Consider the following 16,888-nt stretch of genomic DNA (forward strand, 5'->3'; position numbering starts at 1 on the left):
CTCGTGCCTCACCCGCTGCTGAGGCCGCACGTGTAGCTGCCTCGACCACGTGGTCCAGCGGCTCGAACAGGTCGGGTGGCGCCGCCTTCCGCAGCCGCTTTGCGTTCGTCAGCAGCTCGTCCAGCTGAGCCGCGGATTGAGTCGCCCTGTGAAGCCGCTTGATCAGCCGCATCCGCGCAGCCGTCTTCTCCTTCTGCAGCGCGGCCGCAGCGTCGAGTGTCATGTCAGTCCCCATGCCACTCCACCGTACGTGCAGCGAGGCAAGAAGGGCCCGACCTGCACGTCAGCTCGGTAAGGAGGTCGGAAACAGCCGGGCAACCCGCAAGCCACGTTGCCAGCGAGACAGGCGCCCGCGGAAACGCGGGAGACCAGCCGCCACGCCGGCCGGGGTTCCGCCTCTAGTGCCGCACGCAGGCGTGTGCCCGGGTCCGGCGCATCGAGCGCGGTTCGACCGCCGCGCGGGGCGGTGCAGGTTGGCTGCGGGCCGGTTGCGGGTTGGCGCGGGTTGGCTGCGAGCCCGGGTGCGGTGCGGGCCGTTGGGGCGCGGTACGGGGGTGACGTGGCTTGCGGTCGCCCGGCGCATCGAGCGCCCGTGCGACCCGCCCTCGCAGGGCGGCGCGTTGGCAGCGCCGTCGCGGGGGCGGCGTGCGTTGGCACCGGGGTCTGCGGTCGCCCGGCGCATCGAGCGCCGTCCGAACCGCCCTCGCGGGGCGACGTCGCGCCGTCAGCGCTCCGCTCAGGAGCAAGATAGGGTTTTCCATAGGAAAACCCAGCATCGTCGGCGGCGGTTGTGGCAAAATGGACACCACGCACCTGGGGAGGTCCGGCATGACGACAACGCGACGCAGAGAGCGCTTGGACGGCGAACGCCGCACCGAACGCACCGGACCGATCGACTGGGCGCCGTCCGAGCTGGCCGTCATCGAAGCTGCCGCGGACGCGCGCGGCCAGGCCTCTACCACGTTCATCGCGAAGGCCGCGCTGGCCGTCGCCAGCGGCCGGTATCGGGTCACAGCTGACGCAGAGGGGCACGGTTTCAACGCGGAGCAGGTCGCGTTGCTTCGCCAGGCCGTCGAGCAGCAGATGCATCTGCGGCGGCTGCTGGCCAACGCCACCGGTTCCCTCAATCAGCTCGCCGCCGGCGCGAACTCCGGCAACCCGCCGACCGCCGCCGCGCTCGACGCCGCCCGCCAGTACTTGCTGAACCAGATCGCCGAGAACGACCGTGTCACCGCCCTGCTGCTCGACCTGGTCGACCCGGAGTAGGAGCGCGCGGTGATCGTCAAGGAAGCGCCGCGCGGCTCGCACACCGCCGGCCTGCTGGCCTACCTGTACGGGCCGGGCAAGGGACCGGAGCGCGGGGGCACGGTGCACGTCGACCCGCGCACGATCGCCAGCTGGGACGGCCTCCCCGAACTGCACGTGCCGCAACAGCGGGTCGGCGGCGGGCAGTCGATCCGCGCGATAGCACGAACCCTCGACGTCCCAGCGCGGCTCGCCGGGCTGTCGAAGACGGGGCGAACCGGGCACATCATCGTCGCCAACAGCCACGACGACCCGGTGCTCACCGACGAGCAATGGGGCGAGATCGCCGAGACGACGATGCGCCGGGCAGGGCTCTGGAAAGGCCCGGATGATGAGGCCGGAGTCCGCTGGATCGCCGTCCGCCACGACGACAACAGCATCCACATCAGCTTCTCACGGGTCCGCGAAGATGGAAGCGATGTCGGCTACATCAACTACACCCGTGCCTGGGAAAGCATGCGGCACGAGTACGAAAGCCGCTTCTCCCTGACCCCGACCGGGCACGCCGACGGCACCAGCCGCAGGCCCTACCACCAGGCCGAAGCGAGCCGGGCGAAGGTCGAACGGCACCGGACCGACGGTGACCCGCACGCCCTGCCCGATACCGCGCAGCTGCGGCACTGGTGCACCGTCGTGGCGCTGGAGGCAGGTAGCGAAGACGTCTTCGCCGACCGGCTCCGCGCGGCCGGCATCACCGTCACCGAACAGCGCGACCAGGCGGGCGAGATCGTCGACTACCGCGTCGGTGTCCGCACGGACAGCGCTGGACAGCCGGTTCTCTACAACCTCGGCAAGCTCGCGCCGGAACTGCGCCTGACCGAACTGCGCGCCGCATGGGCCGACCCAGCGGACCGCTCCCCCGCGTCGATCTCGGCCGCGGTGTCGGCGCTCGAACGGGCGGCCGCGACCGGGCCGGACGAGCCGACCGACGTTGAACTCGCGCTGATCGGCAGGTCCGTCCGCGAAGTCCTGCACGCAGCCGCGGCCTACACCGAGCTCGGCGAACTCCGCCTCGCCGCCGAAGCCGCCGAGCGCGCCGGCCGCCTCGCCGAGCAGATGCCCGTCATGCCGGCGCTCGCCCACGGCCCTGCCACCGAGATGGCGCGCGACCTCCGCGTGGCCACCGGCGCCTTGCTACGGGCTCACCGCGACGGCGAACGCGATGACGACACCGCCGCCCGCGTCGTGATCGCGGTAGCGTCGGTACTAGCGCAGGTGGAGGCCTGGCACGAACTCGCCGACCGGCGCGCGGCCGCGTACGCCGCCGTGACCGCCCGCGAGCGTGTCCTTCAGGCCCGCCGAGCGCTCACCAGCCACCGACCGGCTGATCCGCAGCCGGTCAGGCCCCAGCCCGCCAGGGCCGGAGCCGACCACAGCGCCGCCAGGGCGACGATCCCCCGGCCATCGAACACGCCGCCGGACGTCCCCCGCCGCCGCTGAACCGCACCAGGGGGCACCACCATGACCAGAACGGAAGAACTGCCCGACCTCATCCCGGGTGGCCACCTCGCCCAGGTTGCGACCGCCACCACGACCCTCGCACAGCTCTACGGGCTCCGGCGGGACGCGATCGAACGCCAGCACCTTGAGGAGATGCGCGATCTGCAGCGCCAGCAGGAACGCGCGGAAACGCTGCAGCGGCAGGAAGAGCGCGACCAGCAACGCCAGGCGGAGCGGGCATCCGACAAGCTCGAGCGCCGCCAGGACCAGGCCGAGCGCGACCTGCTCATGCAACAGCGACGGGAGGCCGACAAGGTCGAACGGCGGCAGGAGCAGGCCGAGCGCGAACAGCGGATTCAAGAGCAGCGCGAAGCCGAAAAGCAGGAGCGGCGCCAGGAGATGCTCGCGCGGGAACAGGAGCGCGACGCCAAGACGGACGAGCGCAACCGTCAGCGCGAAGCCGAGATGGCCGCCCGGGAACAGGAACGGCGCCGCAACCGGATCGGCCAGCTCGAAGGACGGGCCGAACGCGCCAAGCTCGATATCGGCGAAGCGATCGGCGAACTCCGCGAGGCCGAGCGGCGGCTGGAGTGGTTGAAGAAGGAAGCCGCGCTCAAGCACGACGAGTTCGCCGAGGCGCTCGAAAGCAAGGCGCCGAAGTGGCAGCTGCAGCGGGCCGACGACAACGCCCGGCGTGCGGATGAGGAAGTCCGCCGCGGCGGCGCCCACGTCAAAAAAGCCGAAGGGCGCGTCACCCGCGCCGAGGCGGCGTACCGCCGCGAACTCGATGCCCTCACCGAAGCTCAGCGCGACTACAACAACCACACCAAGGCCGGGCAGCAGACCGCCGAGCAGAAGGCGATGGCGGAACAACCAGAGGCCGAGCAGGAACAGGCGGCGACGAACGACCCCGCAGCCGAGCAGCAACCGACCGGGCAGGAGCCCGAACCGAACCCGGGTGACTCCCTCGTCATCGCGGACCCCGAAGGCGCCGAGGCCTTGGAAGCCGCCCGGCACGTGGTGACCCCGGCAGAAGGCCACGAAGCCGCGAAGAGCACTTCCTCAACCACTGCCGCCGCTCCCCCGGCGGCTGCACAGGAGCACAAACCAAGGAAGACGCGATGACCGCCGCAGACATCCCCGAGCCGGTCCTCGACGCTTCCTCCGTCGCCGCTCGGGTTTTCGCTCCCGCCGACGCCGACGCCGACGCCGACGCCGACGCCGACGCCGATGCCGGCGAGGCCGCCGACGCCGACGCCGACGCCGACGCTGAACAGTCCTCAGTGGACGTAGCCCGACTTGCCCAACTGGAGAACAACTTCGAACTCGTCACGAAACGTCTGCGGAGGTTGGAAGCAGACCTGGCTGCGCTGAAGGCGGCGAGCAACCCGTGATGCAGGCTGGATCAGGGCTTCCGCCTGATCCAGCCTGCATCAGGGCTTCTCCCACCATCGTGGCCACCGGGGTTCGATGCGCAGTCCCGCTGCTTCCTGATGCGAACATGGGCTGGCCGGCGCTCGCGGTGTTGCGATCTTCGCCCAGAACGCGGCTGCGCCGGGGTCCTCCGGTGGGTTCGCGCTCCAGGCGAACCCGGTTCCTCGGGCGGCCGCCGCGTGGGCCAGGACGCGGCCGACGCCGCGTCGACGGTGTCGGACCTCGACGTGCAGGTCGAGCAGCAGACCGCATCGGTCGATCGGGCACAGCGACAGCTCGACCTGGCCGTAGATCGTGGTGCCCCATCGCAGCTGGATCAGCCCGACCCCGGCGCGGATGGTCGGCGGGATGACGACGAGCTGCAGCCGTCGCGGCTGGACGCGGTCTTCGGTGACCTGCGCGTCGACCGAAGGGTCAACCAGCGCCCACCGTCCGCTGCCATCGGGCTGGGTCTCGCAGTGCCTGCACACGAGCTCGCGGACGCCGTAGTCCTGGTTCGGAGTCTCCTGCAGCTGCCCGGGTTCGAGCTGGTGTCCGGCGGGACATCGGCGAGGCAGGTGCTGCGGGCCGTCCGGCGGGCGGGCCCACGGCCAGAGCGGGACGTCGAGGTAGCGCCCGGCCCGCGCGGCGCCCGCCCCGGCGCCGTCGCGGCGGCCGGCCGGGTCAGCGGAAGTCACGGGACTTCGCCGCGAGTGCGCGCAGGTCCAGCGGGGTGATCTGGTCGGCGACCACCGACGCGGTGCCCTGGGTGACCTGGGCCTGGCCCCGGATGACCAACGCCGAGCTGGTGGCCAGGATCTGTCTGAATTTCGTCCAGGTACTGGGGTGGACAACTACGTTGATCATGCCGGTCTCGTCTTCGAGGTTGAGGAAGGTGATCCCGGCGGCTGTGGCAGGCCTCTGCTTGTGGGTGACCGCGCCGCCGACGCGGATGCGGCTGCGGTCGGCGACGTCGAGCACGCGGGCGGCCGGGATAACGCCGAGTTCGTCGAGGTGTTCGCGCACGAACGTGACGGGGTGGCGGTCGGGGGTGATGCCGGTGGCCCAGACGTCGGCGGCGGCGACCTCGAGGGCGGTCATGCCCGGCAGCGCGGGCGCGTTGACGCCGGTGGCGATGCCGGGCAGGTGCCCGGCCCGGGTGCGGGCCGCCGCACCGGCGGCCCACAGGGCTTGCCGGCGGTCCGGGCCCAGCGCGGTGAACGCCCCGGCGGTGGCCAAGGCCTCTGCCACGGGCTGCTTGAGCTGCACGCGCTCGGTCAGCTCGCCGATGCTGCCGTACGGGCCGTTCTTCTCGCGCTCGGCGACGATCGTCTCGGCGACGTCGGTGCCGACCTGGCGGATCCCGGCCAGCCCGAGCCGCAGCGCCACCCCGCCCGTCGACGCCGGGTCGGGTTCCAGCGTCGCGTGCGCGAGGCTGGCGTTGATGTCCGGCTCGCGGGTGAGGACGCCGTGGCGGCGGGCGTCGGCGACGAGGGATTGCGGGCTGTAGAAGCCCATCGGCTGCGCGCGCAGCAGCCCGGCGCAGAACGCGGCGGGGTAGTAGCGCTTGAACCAGGCGCTCGCGTAGACCAGCAGCGCGAAGGACATCGAGTGGGCTTCGGGGAAGCCGTAGCCGGAGAAGGCGTGGATCTGCTCGAAGATTCGCGTCGCGAGCTCGCGGTCGATGCCGTTGGCGGCGCAGCCGGCGAAGAACCGGCCCATCAGCGCCTTCATCTTCGCGTCCGAGCGTTTCGCGCCCATCGCGCGGCGCAGCTGGTCGGCCTCGGCCGCGGTGAAGCTGGCGACGTCGCGGGCCATCTGCATCACTTGCTCCTGGAACAAGGGGACGCCGAGCGTGCGGTCCAAGCTGTCGGCGAGCAAGGGGTGGGCGTGGCGCCAGGTTTCCTCGCCGCGCCGGCGCCGGATGTAGGGGTGCACTGATCCACCCTGAATCGGCCCGGGGCGGATCAGCGCGACCTCGACGACCAGGTCGTAGAACTTCCGGGGCCGCAGCCGGGGCAGCGTGCCGAGCTGGGCGCGGCTCTCCACCTGGAACACCCCGATCGCGTCGGCTTCGCACAGCATGTCGTAGACCTTCGGGTCGGCCAGGTCCAGCTCGCCGAGGTCGACCTCGCGGCCGTGATGCTCGGCGACAAGATCGATCGAATACCGCAGCGCCGAGAGCATCCCGAGCCCGAGCAGGTCGAACTTGACCAGCCCGATCTCGGCGCAGTCGTCCTTGTCCCACTGCAGCACCGTCCGGCCTTCGGCGCGGGCCCACTCGACCGGGACGATCTCCGAGACCGGGGTGTGGGCGATGACCATCCCGCCGGAGTGCACGCCGAGGTGGCGCGGGGAGTCCTCCAGCCGCGCGGCCAGCTCCCGGACGTCGTCGGGCATCCCGTGCCCGCGCTCGCCCGGGGTGTCGGCGTCAGCGACCGTGCGCCACCGGTCGACGGCCTTGGCGAAAGCGTCCTGCTGGCCGGGGCTGTGCCCGAGCGCCTTGGCCGCGTCCCGGACCGCCGAGCGCGCGCGATAGGTGATGACATTGGCGACCTGGGCGGCGTGCAGCCGGCCATGCCGCTCGTAGACGTACTGAATCGCCTCCTCCCGCCGGTCGGACTCGATATCGACGTCGATATCCGGCGGCCCATCCCGCTCCGGGGCCAGGAACCTTTCGAAGAGCAGGCCCCAGCGGACCGGGTCGCAGTGGGAGATGAACAGCGCGAAGCAGACCGCCGAGTTCGCCGCCGAGCCGCGGCCCTGGGCGAGGATGCCGCGTTCGCGGCAGAAGCGGACGATGTCCCACACCACCAGGAAGTAGCCCGGGAACCCGAGTTCGCGGATCACCCGCAGTTCGTGTTCGAGCTGGGCGTAGGCCTCCGGCGCCTCGTCCGGGGTCCCGTAGCGGGCGGCCGCGCCCTCCATCACCAGGTGCCGCAGGTAGGCGTCCTCGTCGCCATGGCCGGGCGGAACCGGGAACGGCGGCAAGCGCGGCGCGACGAGCGCGAGGTCGAAAGAGCACTCGACGCCGAGCACCGCGGCGCGGGCGACCGCGCCCGGGTACCGGCGCTCGAACGCGCGCAGCTGCTCGGCCCCGGAGCGCAGGTACGCCGTCCCGGCCGCCGGCAGCCAGCCTTCGAGGTCCTCGACCGAGCGGCGCGCGCGGATCGCGGCGACGGCGTCGGCGTGCCACGCGTCGTCCGGGCCCGCGAAGTGCACGTTGTTCGACACCACCGTCGGCAGCCCCAGGTGCTTTGCCATGGCGGAGAGGTGGTCGTTATGGCTGCTGTCGAGCGGCTGGCGGTGGTCGATCAGCTCTACCGCGACGTGGTCGCGGCCGAACCGGTCGACCAGCAGCGCGAGTTCCTCGGCGGCCGCGGCCGGGCCCCGAGCGACGAGGGCCTGGCGGACGGCGCCCTTGCGGCAGCCGGTCAGCACCTGCACGTGCCCGGCCAGCTCGTCGACGACCTCGTCCAGGTCGTAGACCGGGCGGCCCTTCTCCTCCCCGGCGAGCTGGGCGTGGGAGATCACCCGGCACAACCGCCGGTAGCCCTCCGGCGTCCGGGCCAGCGCCAGCAGGTGCGTACCCTCCGGGTCCGGGACGCCGGCCTGCGGCGCCGACAGCCCGAGGCTCAGCTCCGCGCCGTACCCCGCGCGCACGCCGAGCTCGCGCGCGGCCACGGCGAACCGGACCGCGCCGTACATGCCGTCATGGTCGGTCAGCACGATCGCGTCGAGCTCCAGCCGGGCGGCCTCCTCGACCAGAGCTTCGGGCGAGGAGACGCCGTCGAGGAACGAGAAGTACGAGTGCGCGTGCAGCTCGGCGTACGGGCGCCGCAGCGCTCCCGCGCCGTCGTCGCGGCTGCGCCGCACCGGCACGTCCGCCGGGCGGTAGCCGTCGCGCTTGCGGCTCCACGCCGGGGAGTCCCCGCCGTCGCCCTGCACCGGGGGCTTGCCGGCGGCGATCCGCGCCAGCTCGGACCAGGGGGTCCCCGCACCGCCGTTGAACCTGGACACCACGAACTCCCACACGCGCTACGTGCACCGCGGGGAAGGCGGTAGCCACATCATCACAGCCTGCTCGAACACGTGTTCCAGAGGCGCCGTCATCATGCGGCGGACCAGCAGCTACAGTCAAATCGAGCCGCGCAGGTACGGCCAAACGGGTCACTACCGCAACACCGCCAGGGAGGCCGCCGCGATGTCGAACAACACCGAAGCCGCCGACGATCCGGCCGCGGCGGCCGCGCAGCGGATCCTGGACGCCGCCGAGGCCGACGGCATCCCGCGCAGCGAGGTCCTCACCGTCGTCAAAGCGGTGTACACCGTCCGGACCGGCGGCGTGACGAGCGTGGCGCTGATCGACGGCCCAGCGTTCCGACGCCGGCGCCTGGCCCACGTCGTCGGCACCGAGCTGTACGACCCGACCCTCAAGCCGGAGGACGTCTACCGCGCGGTGGTCGGCGAGCTGCCGCCGCGGCGAGCATCGGCGAGCTGACGGCCCCGGACGAAGGGAGCGTCGCCGGGCAGGCCACCGAGGCTGACGTGCCAGAGCATCGATTCCGCCTGCATCAGTATCGGGCGGCGCTGCACCCACGCTGAGCAGTTAGTCCATAAAGCAGATTATGTACTGAATGCGGAACCCTGGTCCGACGCGCGGAGATCATGCAGGGAATATGCGAGTAGGCCATTTGGCCTATCGCTCGTTAGGGCGACTGCGCCGAATGCGAGGGCTTGAGCGCGTATCATCGCGTACTGACGCAGGTCCGCCCCCCGGTGGCGACCGGGGGGCGGGGTCCTCTTGCGTTTCGCTGTTAGCGCTGGAGCAGATGGTCTATCAGCTCAACCAGCGCCTTCAGCACCTTGAGGGCGGGGCCGACCCACCGGGTCGGCCCGCTCTCGCCACTTTGGACGCCCACGGGGGCCTCCTTCAGTAGTGACCCCGCAAGGGGGTCCTTGGGCCCTGATGCCCAAGCCCTCGGGACTCAAGATGGTCACTGAAATCCACCCCTTCGAGTCCGAACCACGTAGACCAGGTTACGAGGTTGGGGCCCCAAAAAGCTCTCCGACTTCGGCGGACTCGCCCGAACGGGTTGAACCCCCTGCTCGCGGACCCCTTCGACCTGGTGATCTGTGACGACTGAGCCGCCCTCCGGAACCTGCGTGCGAGCCCGCTAGGCCGAGAGTGCGACACCATCGGCGGCTTCTGCCATACTCGCGGCGGCCGCTGCGCTGGCCAGAGTCCGAGCATCACGCGATCGCCCACGTCGGTCGAGATGCGCCCGAGGACCGAAGGGGCTCCGACTCGCGCCAGCTTGATGCTGCGCTGGCTGTCGACTCCCGACCCCGGCGGGCTGCGTGGGCGCCCGTCGTAGAGACGAGAGATCGACCGTGACCGCGAATAAGAGACGCAAGCGCGACGCCCGCGCGCACGCCGCCAAAGCTGGAATTTCCCACACCCGCGCGAGCTTCGCCGTCCGCCGGCGGCCGGTCGTACAGGTCGCCAGCGGCATGACCATCGACGAAGACTTCGGGCTCCTGGGCAAGGTCGAGCAGACCGACGAGGGCTGGCTGATCACCCCGATCCGCAACGCCTCGGCGTGGACCCCCTTGAAGCCGCTGGTGCCCGTCGAGCACCCGGAACCGGAGACCTGGGACCCGGTCGTCACCGAGCTGCCGCCGCTGGCGATCTTCGGAGTGCACAACCCGCCGTTCCAGCTCGCCGCGCGGTGCTGGACCTGGGCCGCCAACGGCTGGGCGATGAACGACCCGGGCGAGATCGCCGACGCGCCCGCGGTGCCGGCGCCCGCCGCCGAGCTGCCCTACGAAGTCCGCGAGTTCACCGTCCTCGACCTGGACGGCGTGCTCTCCGGGGGCTGGCACGGCGCAGTGCCGCACTGGCGCACGGTCGGCTGGTGCGCCGACGTCGACCGCGCCCGGGAAGTCGCGGCCGCCGGCATCCGCTGGAAAGACGGCGCGGTCATGCGCGCGCAGGTCTGGGGCCCCGACCCGACCGACCCGGCCAGGCGCAGCGTGCTGGCCACCGTCGATCCCCCGGCCGGAGAACGGCCAGACCGCCCGCACCGCGCGTTCCGCACCCTGCCCGACCTGCCGCGCCCGAAGTGCGCGCCACCAACCCCGGAACCCGCCTGGACGGTCGACGAGACCGACGCGCCGCAGTACGCGGTGCGGTCCTGGCGCCCGGGCGCCGGCTGGCAACTGATGCTCTGGACCTCCAGCCGCCAAGCCGCGGCGATCACGGCGGCCAACCTGTGCATCGGCATCGACGACCACCCGTACCCGTACGGCGACATCTGGGGCCCCGGCTGGAGGCCAGGCGAGCCGCCTCGCGTGCTGATGGACCTCGAACCGGAACGCGTCTATGGCAAGGAACCGGACGACTACAGGCCGGACGGACCGGCCTTTTAGACCCACTGGCGTGCGACAGAAGTGCGACAGCAACTGGCCAGTTCCGTGCGACGCTCGAAGGCATGACCACACCCGAGCACCCGGAGATCACCGCGATGCGCCCGGCCTACCTCGCGCTGGCCGGCCTCGACGAGACGCGGCGCCGCCGGGCGGTGCGCTGGTTGCTGTCGCGCCTCGCCGACGATGAGACCGCGGAGCGGGCGGCCGCGGAGCTCAGCCGAGCCAGGTGACGTCGAGGACGTCGACGCGGTCCTGGTCCTCCAGCACCAGGTAGGTGACCAGGCCGCGGCCGCGGCCCGGTCAGCGGCGCCAGCTCGAGGAGGTTGTACGGCAAGGACCCGGACGCCCGGGTGATCCTGTGACCCGCCGTGCGACATAACTGCGACAGAAGCCGGGCAACGTCCGGCTGGCCTAGAAGCCCACGGCCTTGCAAGTCTTGGGATTGATGCACATCGAGAACTCGTCGCCGGTCGTCGGATCCTTGACTACCTGCAGACGCCCGCGGAAGTTCACCCAGTCGTCGGCGGGATACACCACCCCGCACAGGACGCACTCCGCAACATCGAGTGAGTGCGAGTCCGTCAACGCCCGCAATGCCCGGCATTCGGTGACGCGGGGCGACGTGCCATAGCCGCAGCGACACCAGGCACGCGAACGGTTTCCGCTGGGACTGAACCCGCTCATCCAGTGCACGATCACCGGCCGGATCGCCGCGCCGACCAAGAACGTCGGGAACTCGGGCTGGTTCAAGCCGTAGCGACGCGTCAGCCGATCAGCCACCGCGCGAGAGGCGGCGGCCTCCTCAGGCGGCGTGCCTGGGTGCGTGGCTCGCGTCATGAGAGCGCTCACGCGCCGACGGAGTTTCTCGCGGGTCACGCTCACTCCGAGCTTCCTCTCCCCCGCGGTGCGGGCGGTACTCATCGCACGGCCGGTCTAGCGATGCAGGCTGCATCAGCTGGCTTGCCGCCTCATTCAGGGCTCGCTAAGCGACGTGGGCTCGTGCGGCGAGTTCGCGGATGCCGGGCAGGCTAGCGCCGCGGTGGTCGCGCAGGTTCCGGATGAGGTTGCGGGCGGTCGCGCGGGTGTGGACCTCGCCGGGGGCGCGGAGCTCGGCTTCGCGCAGCGCGTTGTACGCCGGGCCGGGCCGGTCGAGTGCGTGGTGGACGAGGGCCAGGTCGACGAGGTAGCGCCCTTGGCGTTCGGTGCTGGTGCCGGTGAAGGAACCGGCGGTGCGGGCGTAGTGCAGCGCGGCGGCCGGGTCGCCGAGCACGTGCAGCGCGGAGACCTGGTGGCTGGTGATGTTCGCGGTGAGCGGGCCGTGCAGCGCCCGATGGTCGGTGAGCCGGGCCGCGGTCCGGCTGGCGTCGGCGAGGAGGTCGAGGGCCAGGTCCCGGTTGCCCGCGCGCGCAGCGCCGTAGCCGGCGGTGCACATGAGCACGCTGTAGAGCGCGAGATGCTGCGGGGCGGCGCGGTTGCCGGTGTCGAGGTGCTCGACGGCGGCGAGTACGAGTTCTTGGGCGCGGTCGTGCTGCTTGCCGCGGCGGCAGACCGACGCCTTGACGCGTTCGGCCTCCGCGAGCAACAGCGGGTCGCTGGTACGGGTCGCGGCCCTGGACGCGCGGTCGGCGCTAATCCATTCGAGCCCGCTGGCAGGCAGCTTGATCAAGGCGCGGGTGATCAGCGTGTAGACCTCGGCCGCGACGTCGTGTCCGCCACCGGTCGCGGCGCGCGTGGCTTCGGCGGTCCGCGCGAGCGACGGCAGGTCGCGGGCCAGCGTGAGGTAGTCGGCGCGGTCGAACGCCGCGCGGGCGGCCGTCAGCCTCTGCCGCAGCGCGGCGGTGGTCGCGGGGGCGGCCGGCGCGGATGGCCCGAGGAGGATGGGCTCGAGGTGGCGGGCCAGTAGGGCGGCCGGGTCCGGCTCGGCGGCGGCGAATCCGGTGTTCGTCGTCAGGCCGGAGCCGAGCAAGCTGGTGGTGGCCACCAGGAAAGTGCGGCGCCGCATGTGGTCCTCCTCGGCTGGGCTGGTGTTCACCCTAGGAGAGCCGACCGGACGCTGCTGGGAGGCAACGCGGACGTGCAGGCCGAATGCTGTGGCGGGCAGATCCAGCAGCTCGGCAAGACGCCGCAGCATCGCCGGATCGCGCGGCCGTCGTCGCGCGCCCTCGAAGCGGCTGATCATGCTCGGATGACACCCGAACCGGCGGGCCAGCTCGGATTGGCTGAGCCCGGCGCGACGTCGAGCGAGACGGATCACGGCAGCGTGATCCTCCCCCGCGATCGCGGCGGCAAGAGCTGCATCGTCGGCACGGGTCCATCGGGTTGGCATCGGGCGCCTCGATTCCGGGACAACACACCCAGCGTAGCCAGTTAGTGACGCGTCCGGCGTCGTTGTGCCGCATTGGCACAGCCGTGCCCGGCTGGCACGAACCTCTGCCGCCATCCCCGGCGTAACGGCTTCCCTCGAACTCGCGACTCGGGGCGCAGGTCCCCCGTGCGACGGACGGGAGCGGGCAAGTGAACATGACGCGATCAGCAGACATCGCGGTGATCGGCGCGGGCATCGTCGGCCTGGCGTGCGCGCTGGAACTCGCGCAGGCCGGAACCTCGGTCGCGGTGGTCGCGCCGCGAACCGGCGACCACGCCGGCCAGGCCAGCCGCGCGGCCGGAGCGATGCTCACGGTGTTCTCCGAGGTGGAAGCCGCGCACCCACAGCAGCGGGTCGAGGTTGAAGTGGCGGAGCGGGTCGCTGCTCGCGCGGGCTACGACGCCTGGCTGGAACAGGTAGCCGACCTCGCCGGCCGACCGGCCCCGGCACTCACGCCCGGTGTCTGGGTGACCGCCAGCGTCCCGGCCGACCGCGGAGAACTCGCCGCCATCGCGGCGGCCGCAGCGAACGCCGGGCTGGCCGGGCAGCTGCACTCACCCGGCGATGTGCCCGGCCTGCACTCGAAGTCGGTGTTCGAGGCCCTGTGGCTGCCGGGGGAAGCAGGAGTCGACGCCGGCGAACTGGTCGCGGCGGCCGCGGCCGCCGCGATGGCCCACCCCCGGATCGCCTGGTTCGACGCTGATGCATCCCGCATCACCGACAACGGAACTGATCTGCGGATCGAGGTCACCGACGGCGAGCCGGTCACCGCAGAGCACCTGGTCCTGGCCGCCGGCGTGCAGACCTCGGCGATCGTGCGCCGCTCCCCCGGCCTCGCCCTGGACCTCCCGCCCGTCTTGGCCGGACGCGGGGTCAGCATGATGCTGCAGGCCGTTCCGGAACGGGTCGAGTCCCCGATCCGGACCCCGAACCGCGGCTTCGCGTGCGGCGCGCACCTGGTCGCCCGCTCCGACGGGCGGACCTACCTCGGCGCGACGAACCGGCTCAGCACCCGGCCCGAGCCCGGCCGGCGGGCCAGCGTCGACGAGATCGCCACGCTGCTGCACGACGGCGTTCACGAGCTCAACGCCGGGCTCCGCGACGCCCAAGTGACCGACGTCCGCGTCGGATACCGGCCGTACACCGTCGACCACCTGCCACTCGTCGGCCGGACCGCGAACCACAAGGTGCTGGTGGCGACCGCGACCTACCGGTGTGGAATCCTGCTCGCTCCTCGGGTGGCCACGCTGATCCGCAGCGAACTCGAGCACCCCGGCACCCTCGACGACCATTCGTACTCGCCGCGACGGGCCATGCCCGTGCCCGACCTGGCCCAGCTCGTCCACGGCCGCGGTGACGCCTTGGCAGAGTTGCTGTGCCAGCCCGGCGGTCATCTGCCGGGCGGCGCCGTCGACCAGCTGGGCTCGGTGCTGTGCGCCGCTCTCGTCCACCAGCACGCCGATCCGGCGGTGCGGCGGCTCACCCGCAGCGCGCCCGTCGAAGAAGTTCTGCCGCTGCTCCTCGACGTCGCCGGGCGGAGCACACGATGACGCTGCCCGCCCAGCTGATCGACATGATCACCACCCTGCGCCCGCGTGCCGGCCTGGCCGTCGCCCTGGCCCCCGACACCGAGCTCGACGCGATCGGGTTCGACTCGCTGGACCGGATCCGGATCGCGGCCGCGCTCGAAGCCGCCTACGGCGTCACGATCCCCGACACCGCCCTCGCCGACGTCCGCCGGCTCGGCGACCTCGCCGACCTGGTCGAGCGCCCCGCGCCCACCGAACCGACCACGCTCGTACCGCTGGAGAAGATCCCTGCTCCCCGGGCGGCACCTGAGCAGCTGCCGGACGCGGTCATCCACCCCACGGCCGAGCTCGGCACCGGCGCTTGCGTCGGCCCCGGCAGCCGCGTGTGGCGCCGAGTCCTACTCGCAGACGGCGTCCGGGTCGGCAGTCAGTGCACGCTCGGCACCGACGTGCACCTCGGGCCCGGCACTCGCATCGGCGACCGCGTCAAGATCCAGAACGCCGTGCAGGCCTTCGGGACCACCATCGACGACGAAGTCCTGCTGTGCCCCGGCGTGCTGATCATCGAGGACAGCACGCCCCGCGCCGTCACCTCCGCTGGGCTCCCTCAGGCTGCTGACGACTGGACACCGCACCCGGTGACCGTCTGCCGGGGCGCCACCGTCGGCGCCGGCGCGATCCTGCTCCCCGGCGTCCAGGTGGGCGCACATGCCATGGTTGCCGCCGGGGCCGTCGTCGACCGCGACGTCCCGCCGTACGCACTCGTCGCGGGCAACCCTCACCGGCAGATCGGTTGGGTCTGCCGGTGCGGAGGCCGGTTGTCCGGTACCGCCTGCGCCCGCTGCGGCGCTCGCTACGAGCACCGTGACACCCCTGCGGATACGAGGCGTCACCGGAGCCTACGCGGAGAGTGATAGAGGGGGCGGGATAGCCTGCCGTGCGTGACGACGCCCACCGCGACGCAGCAGCGCTTCTTCGAGAACTACCCGATGGCCATCCCGTCGGCCGGGGTGCTCTTCTTCGACGATCTCAACCACGAGCGCGTCCTGGTAGTGAAGCCGGCGGGCCGCAAGTGGTGGGAGATCCCCGGCGGCGTCAACGAAGCACGACGCGGTGAGTCGCCGCTCGCCACCGCCCGCCGCGAGGTCGCCGAAGAACTCGGCCTCGACGTCACCGTCGGACGCCTGCTCGCCACGGACTCGATCCCCGAAGGCGACGACCACGCCCCCATGCTCGCCTTCGTCTACTACGGCGGCGTTCTCACCCCCGAACAGTATGCAGCGATCCGCTACGTCGACGGCGAGATCGGCGAGCAGGCGTACGTCGCCCCCGAACAACTCGCCGACCTGATGGTCCCCCGCCTGGCCCGCCGCGTCGCCGCCTGCGCCCTGCACGCACGCACGGGTAGCCCCGAGCCGCTTTGCCTCGAACACGGCGTCGTCCCCGCCTCCTGACGGCTCACAACCTGGCCGATCCAGGCTGAATCACCCGATTGAGCCAGGGCGGGTCCGCGGCCCGCGTCGGCGCAGCGACTCGAAGGCTCGGCGTATAACGGCGTGTACGCCCCGCCGTGTCGCGAGCGTGAGACCGCAATATGCCTACACCCAGCCCGAGTTCACCCGAACGGTCGAACGTTCCTCTGGCTCGTATCGGCATCCGATGGCGATAGGATGGCGGTCTACTGTGGACGGTCGATTGACACTTTGCCACCTGCGCTTACTGCATTCAAATCGGACAGGTTGTAATCGAGGGGCAGTAATTTGCCGGTATATAAGGAAAGTATCTGCTGTTGATCTCTAGTGACTGAAAAATTCGTTGCGGTGTAACGGGTTTTGATGCCTGATCGCAGGAGTTTGGCTATGCTAAGTTCATGTTTCCGCAGGTAGGCAATCTGAGTCGGCACTGCCAGGCGTGTGCCAAAGCGGCTTGAAGGTGTCATACTTGTGTTGCAGGCTATCCCTGCAACATGCGGAAAGGCGGGGTCGGCCGTGGCCAGACCCCGCCTCCGCTAGCACGCTGGGATGGTTAGGTCAAGAGTTCGCGTAGCTCATGGACCAGGTTCGCCAGGGCCACGAGGGGCGGGGTAGCGACCACTACCACGTCCCTCACCTGGCGACACCATCGTTCCCAGCGGGATCGATCACCTTCGTGATCATCCGGATCGCTCTCGCGATCCTCGTGCTCGTTGTTCAACGAGTCACGCTCCTCTCCTGTCTCCTTCCTCCTCGTCCGTCAGCGCACTGACATCACCAGCAACTCGGTGGATCGCACCGCAGCATGCCGGTGCAACTCCAGGATAGGGGCTCCGAGCCCAAGTTGGCGCTCCCTACGGCAGCCGTACACCGCTTTTGCTCAGTTCCGCGGGAATACTGGTACAGCCATCCGAGCGGCCCTCTCAGCTTCG

14 protein-coding genes are annotated in these 16,888 nt (G+C 71.2%); 10 read left to right on the forward strand and 4 right to left on the reverse strand.

Annotated features, from left to right (window positions below; translation table 11 throughout):
• Nucleotides 1-855 precede the first annotated feature (855 nt).
• The 4 genes from BT341_RS00665 to BT341_RS45110 are packed head-to-tail and all read left to right on the forward strand — an operon-like array spanning nucleotide 856 to nucleotide 4,139.
• Complete coding sequence (locus BT341_RS00665) at nucleotides 856-1,266, forward strand: hypothetical protein (RefSeq protein ID WP_072474400.1); 411 nt, start codon at nucleotides 856-858, stop codon at nucleotides 1,264-1,266.
• Between the two features lie 9 nt (nucleotides 1,267-1,275).
• The gene (locus BT341_RS00670; RefSeq protein ID WP_072474401.1) at nucleotides 1,276-2,745 is read left to right on the forward strand and encodes a hypothetical protein; all 1,470 of its coding nucleotides are present in this window, start codon (nucleotides 1,276-1,278) and stop codon (nucleotides 2,743-2,745) included.
• A gap of 21 nt (nucleotides 2,746-2,766) precedes the next feature.
• The gene (locus BT341_RS00675; RefSeq protein ID WP_072474402.1) at nucleotides 2,767-3,870 is read left to right on the forward strand and encodes a coiled-coil domain-containing protein; all 1,104 of its coding nucleotides are present in this window, start codon (nucleotides 2,767-2,769) and stop codon (nucleotides 3,868-3,870) included.
• Nucleotides 3,867-4,139 (forward strand): hypothetical protein, encoded by a 273-nt coding sequence (locus BT341_RS45110; protein ID WP_072474403.1) that lies wholly within the window; start codon nucleotides 3,867-3,869, stop codon nucleotides 4,137-4,139. Before BT341_RS00675 ends, BT341_RS45110 begins: the two co-directional genes overlap by 4 nt.
• 39 nt (nucleotides 4,140-4,178) lie before the next feature.
• Here BT341_RS45110 and BT341_RS00685 read toward each other — a convergent pair whose 3' ends face one another.
• Together BT341_RS00685 and BT341_RS00690 are read right to left on the reverse strand one after the other, a co-directional pair.
• Nucleotides 4,179-4,856 (reverse strand): hypothetical protein, encoded by a 678-nt coding sequence (locus BT341_RS00685; protein WP_072474404.1) that lies wholly within the window; start codon nucleotides 4,854-4,856, stop codon nucleotides 4,179-4,181.
• The gene (locus BT341_RS00690; protein WP_072474451.1) at nucleotides 4,843-8,178 is read right to left on the reverse strand and encodes an error-prone DNA polymerase; all 3,336 of its coding nucleotides are present in this window, start codon (nucleotides 8,176-8,178) and stop codon (nucleotides 4,843-4,845) included. Before BT341_RS00690 ends, BT341_RS00685 begins: the two co-directional genes overlap by 14 nt.
• 184 nt (nucleotides 8,179-8,362) lie before the next feature.
• Here BT341_RS00690 and BT341_RS00695 point away from each other — a divergent pair, with 184 nt between their 5' ends.
• The 3 genes from BT341_RS00695 to BT341_RS45115 all read left to right on the forward strand — a co-directional run bounded on the left by BT341_RS00695 (nucleotide 8,363) and on the right by BT341_RS45115 (nucleotide 10,820).
• On the forward strand, nucleotides 8,363-8,659 hold the full coding sequence (locus BT341_RS00695) for a hypothetical protein (RefSeq protein WP_072474405.1): 297 nt from the start codon (nucleotides 8,363-8,365) through the stop codon (nucleotides 8,657-8,659).
• 1,013 nt (nucleotides 8,660-9,672) lie between these two features.
• Nucleotides 9,673-10,590, forward strand: coding sequence for a hypothetical protein (locus BT341_RS00700; protein WP_072474406.1), 918 nt, complete (start codon nucleotides 9,673-9,675; stop codon nucleotides 10,588-10,590).
• Between the two features lie 62 nt (nucleotides 10,591-10,652).
• Nucleotides 10,653-10,820 (forward strand): hypothetical protein, encoded by a 168-nt coding sequence (locus BT341_RS45115; protein ID WP_177328703.1) that lies wholly within the window; start codon nucleotides 10,653-10,655, stop codon nucleotides 10,818-10,820.
• Nucleotides 10,821-11,001: 181 nt separating this feature from the next.
• On the opposite strand, the gene BT341_RS00705 is transcribed toward BT341_RS45115, so the two are convergent.
• Nucleotides 11,002-11,466 carry a DUF2786 domain-containing protein gene (locus BT341_RS00705; RefSeq protein WP_218177715.1) on the reverse strand — a complete coding sequence of 155 codons (465 nt, stop codon included), beginning with the start codon at nucleotides 11,464-11,466 and terminating at the stop codon, nucleotides 11,002-11,004.
• Nucleotides 11,467-11,572: 106 nt separating this feature from the next.
• A complete protein-coding gene (locus BT341_RS00710) occupies nucleotides 11,573-12,916 on the reverse strand; it encodes a helix-turn-helix domain-containing protein (protein ID WP_072474408.1) in 1,344 nt (447 codons plus the stop codon).
• Between the two features lie 194 nt (nucleotides 12,917-13,110).
• Between BT341_RS00710 and BT341_RS00715 the strand changes: the two genes are divergently transcribed.
• Genes BT341_RS00715 through BT341_RS00725 form a run of 3 tightly spaced genes read left to right on the forward strand, consistent with a single transcriptional unit; the run spans nucleotide 13,111 to nucleotide 15,938 of the window.
• Nucleotides 13,111-14,505 (forward strand): NAD(P)/FAD-dependent oxidoreductase, encoded by a 1,395-nt coding sequence (locus BT341_RS00715; protein ID WP_072474452.1) that lies wholly within the window; start codon nucleotides 13,111-13,113, stop codon nucleotides 14,503-14,505.
• Nucleotides 14,502-15,398 (forward strand): phosphopantetheine-binding protein, encoded by an 897-nt coding sequence (locus tag BT341_RS47240; protein WP_072474409.1) that lies wholly within the window; start codon nucleotides 14,502-14,504, stop codon nucleotides 15,396-15,398. Before BT341_RS00715 ends, BT341_RS47240 begins: the two co-directional genes overlap by 4 nt.
• 27 nt (nucleotides 15,399-15,425) lie before the next feature.
• Nucleotides 15,426-15,938: an NUDIX domain-containing protein gene (locus BT341_RS00725; protein ID WP_072474410.1), complete on the forward strand. Its 513-nt coding sequence runs from the start codon at nucleotides 15,426-15,428 to the stop codon at nucleotides 15,936-15,938.
• Nucleotides 15,939-16,888: the final 950 nt, after the last annotated feature.

Source organism: Amycolatopsis australiensis (genome assembly GCF_900119165.1).
Lineage (GTDB): Bacteria > Actinomycetota > Actinomycetes > Mycobacteriales > Pseudonocardiaceae > Amycolatopsis > Amycolatopsis australiensis.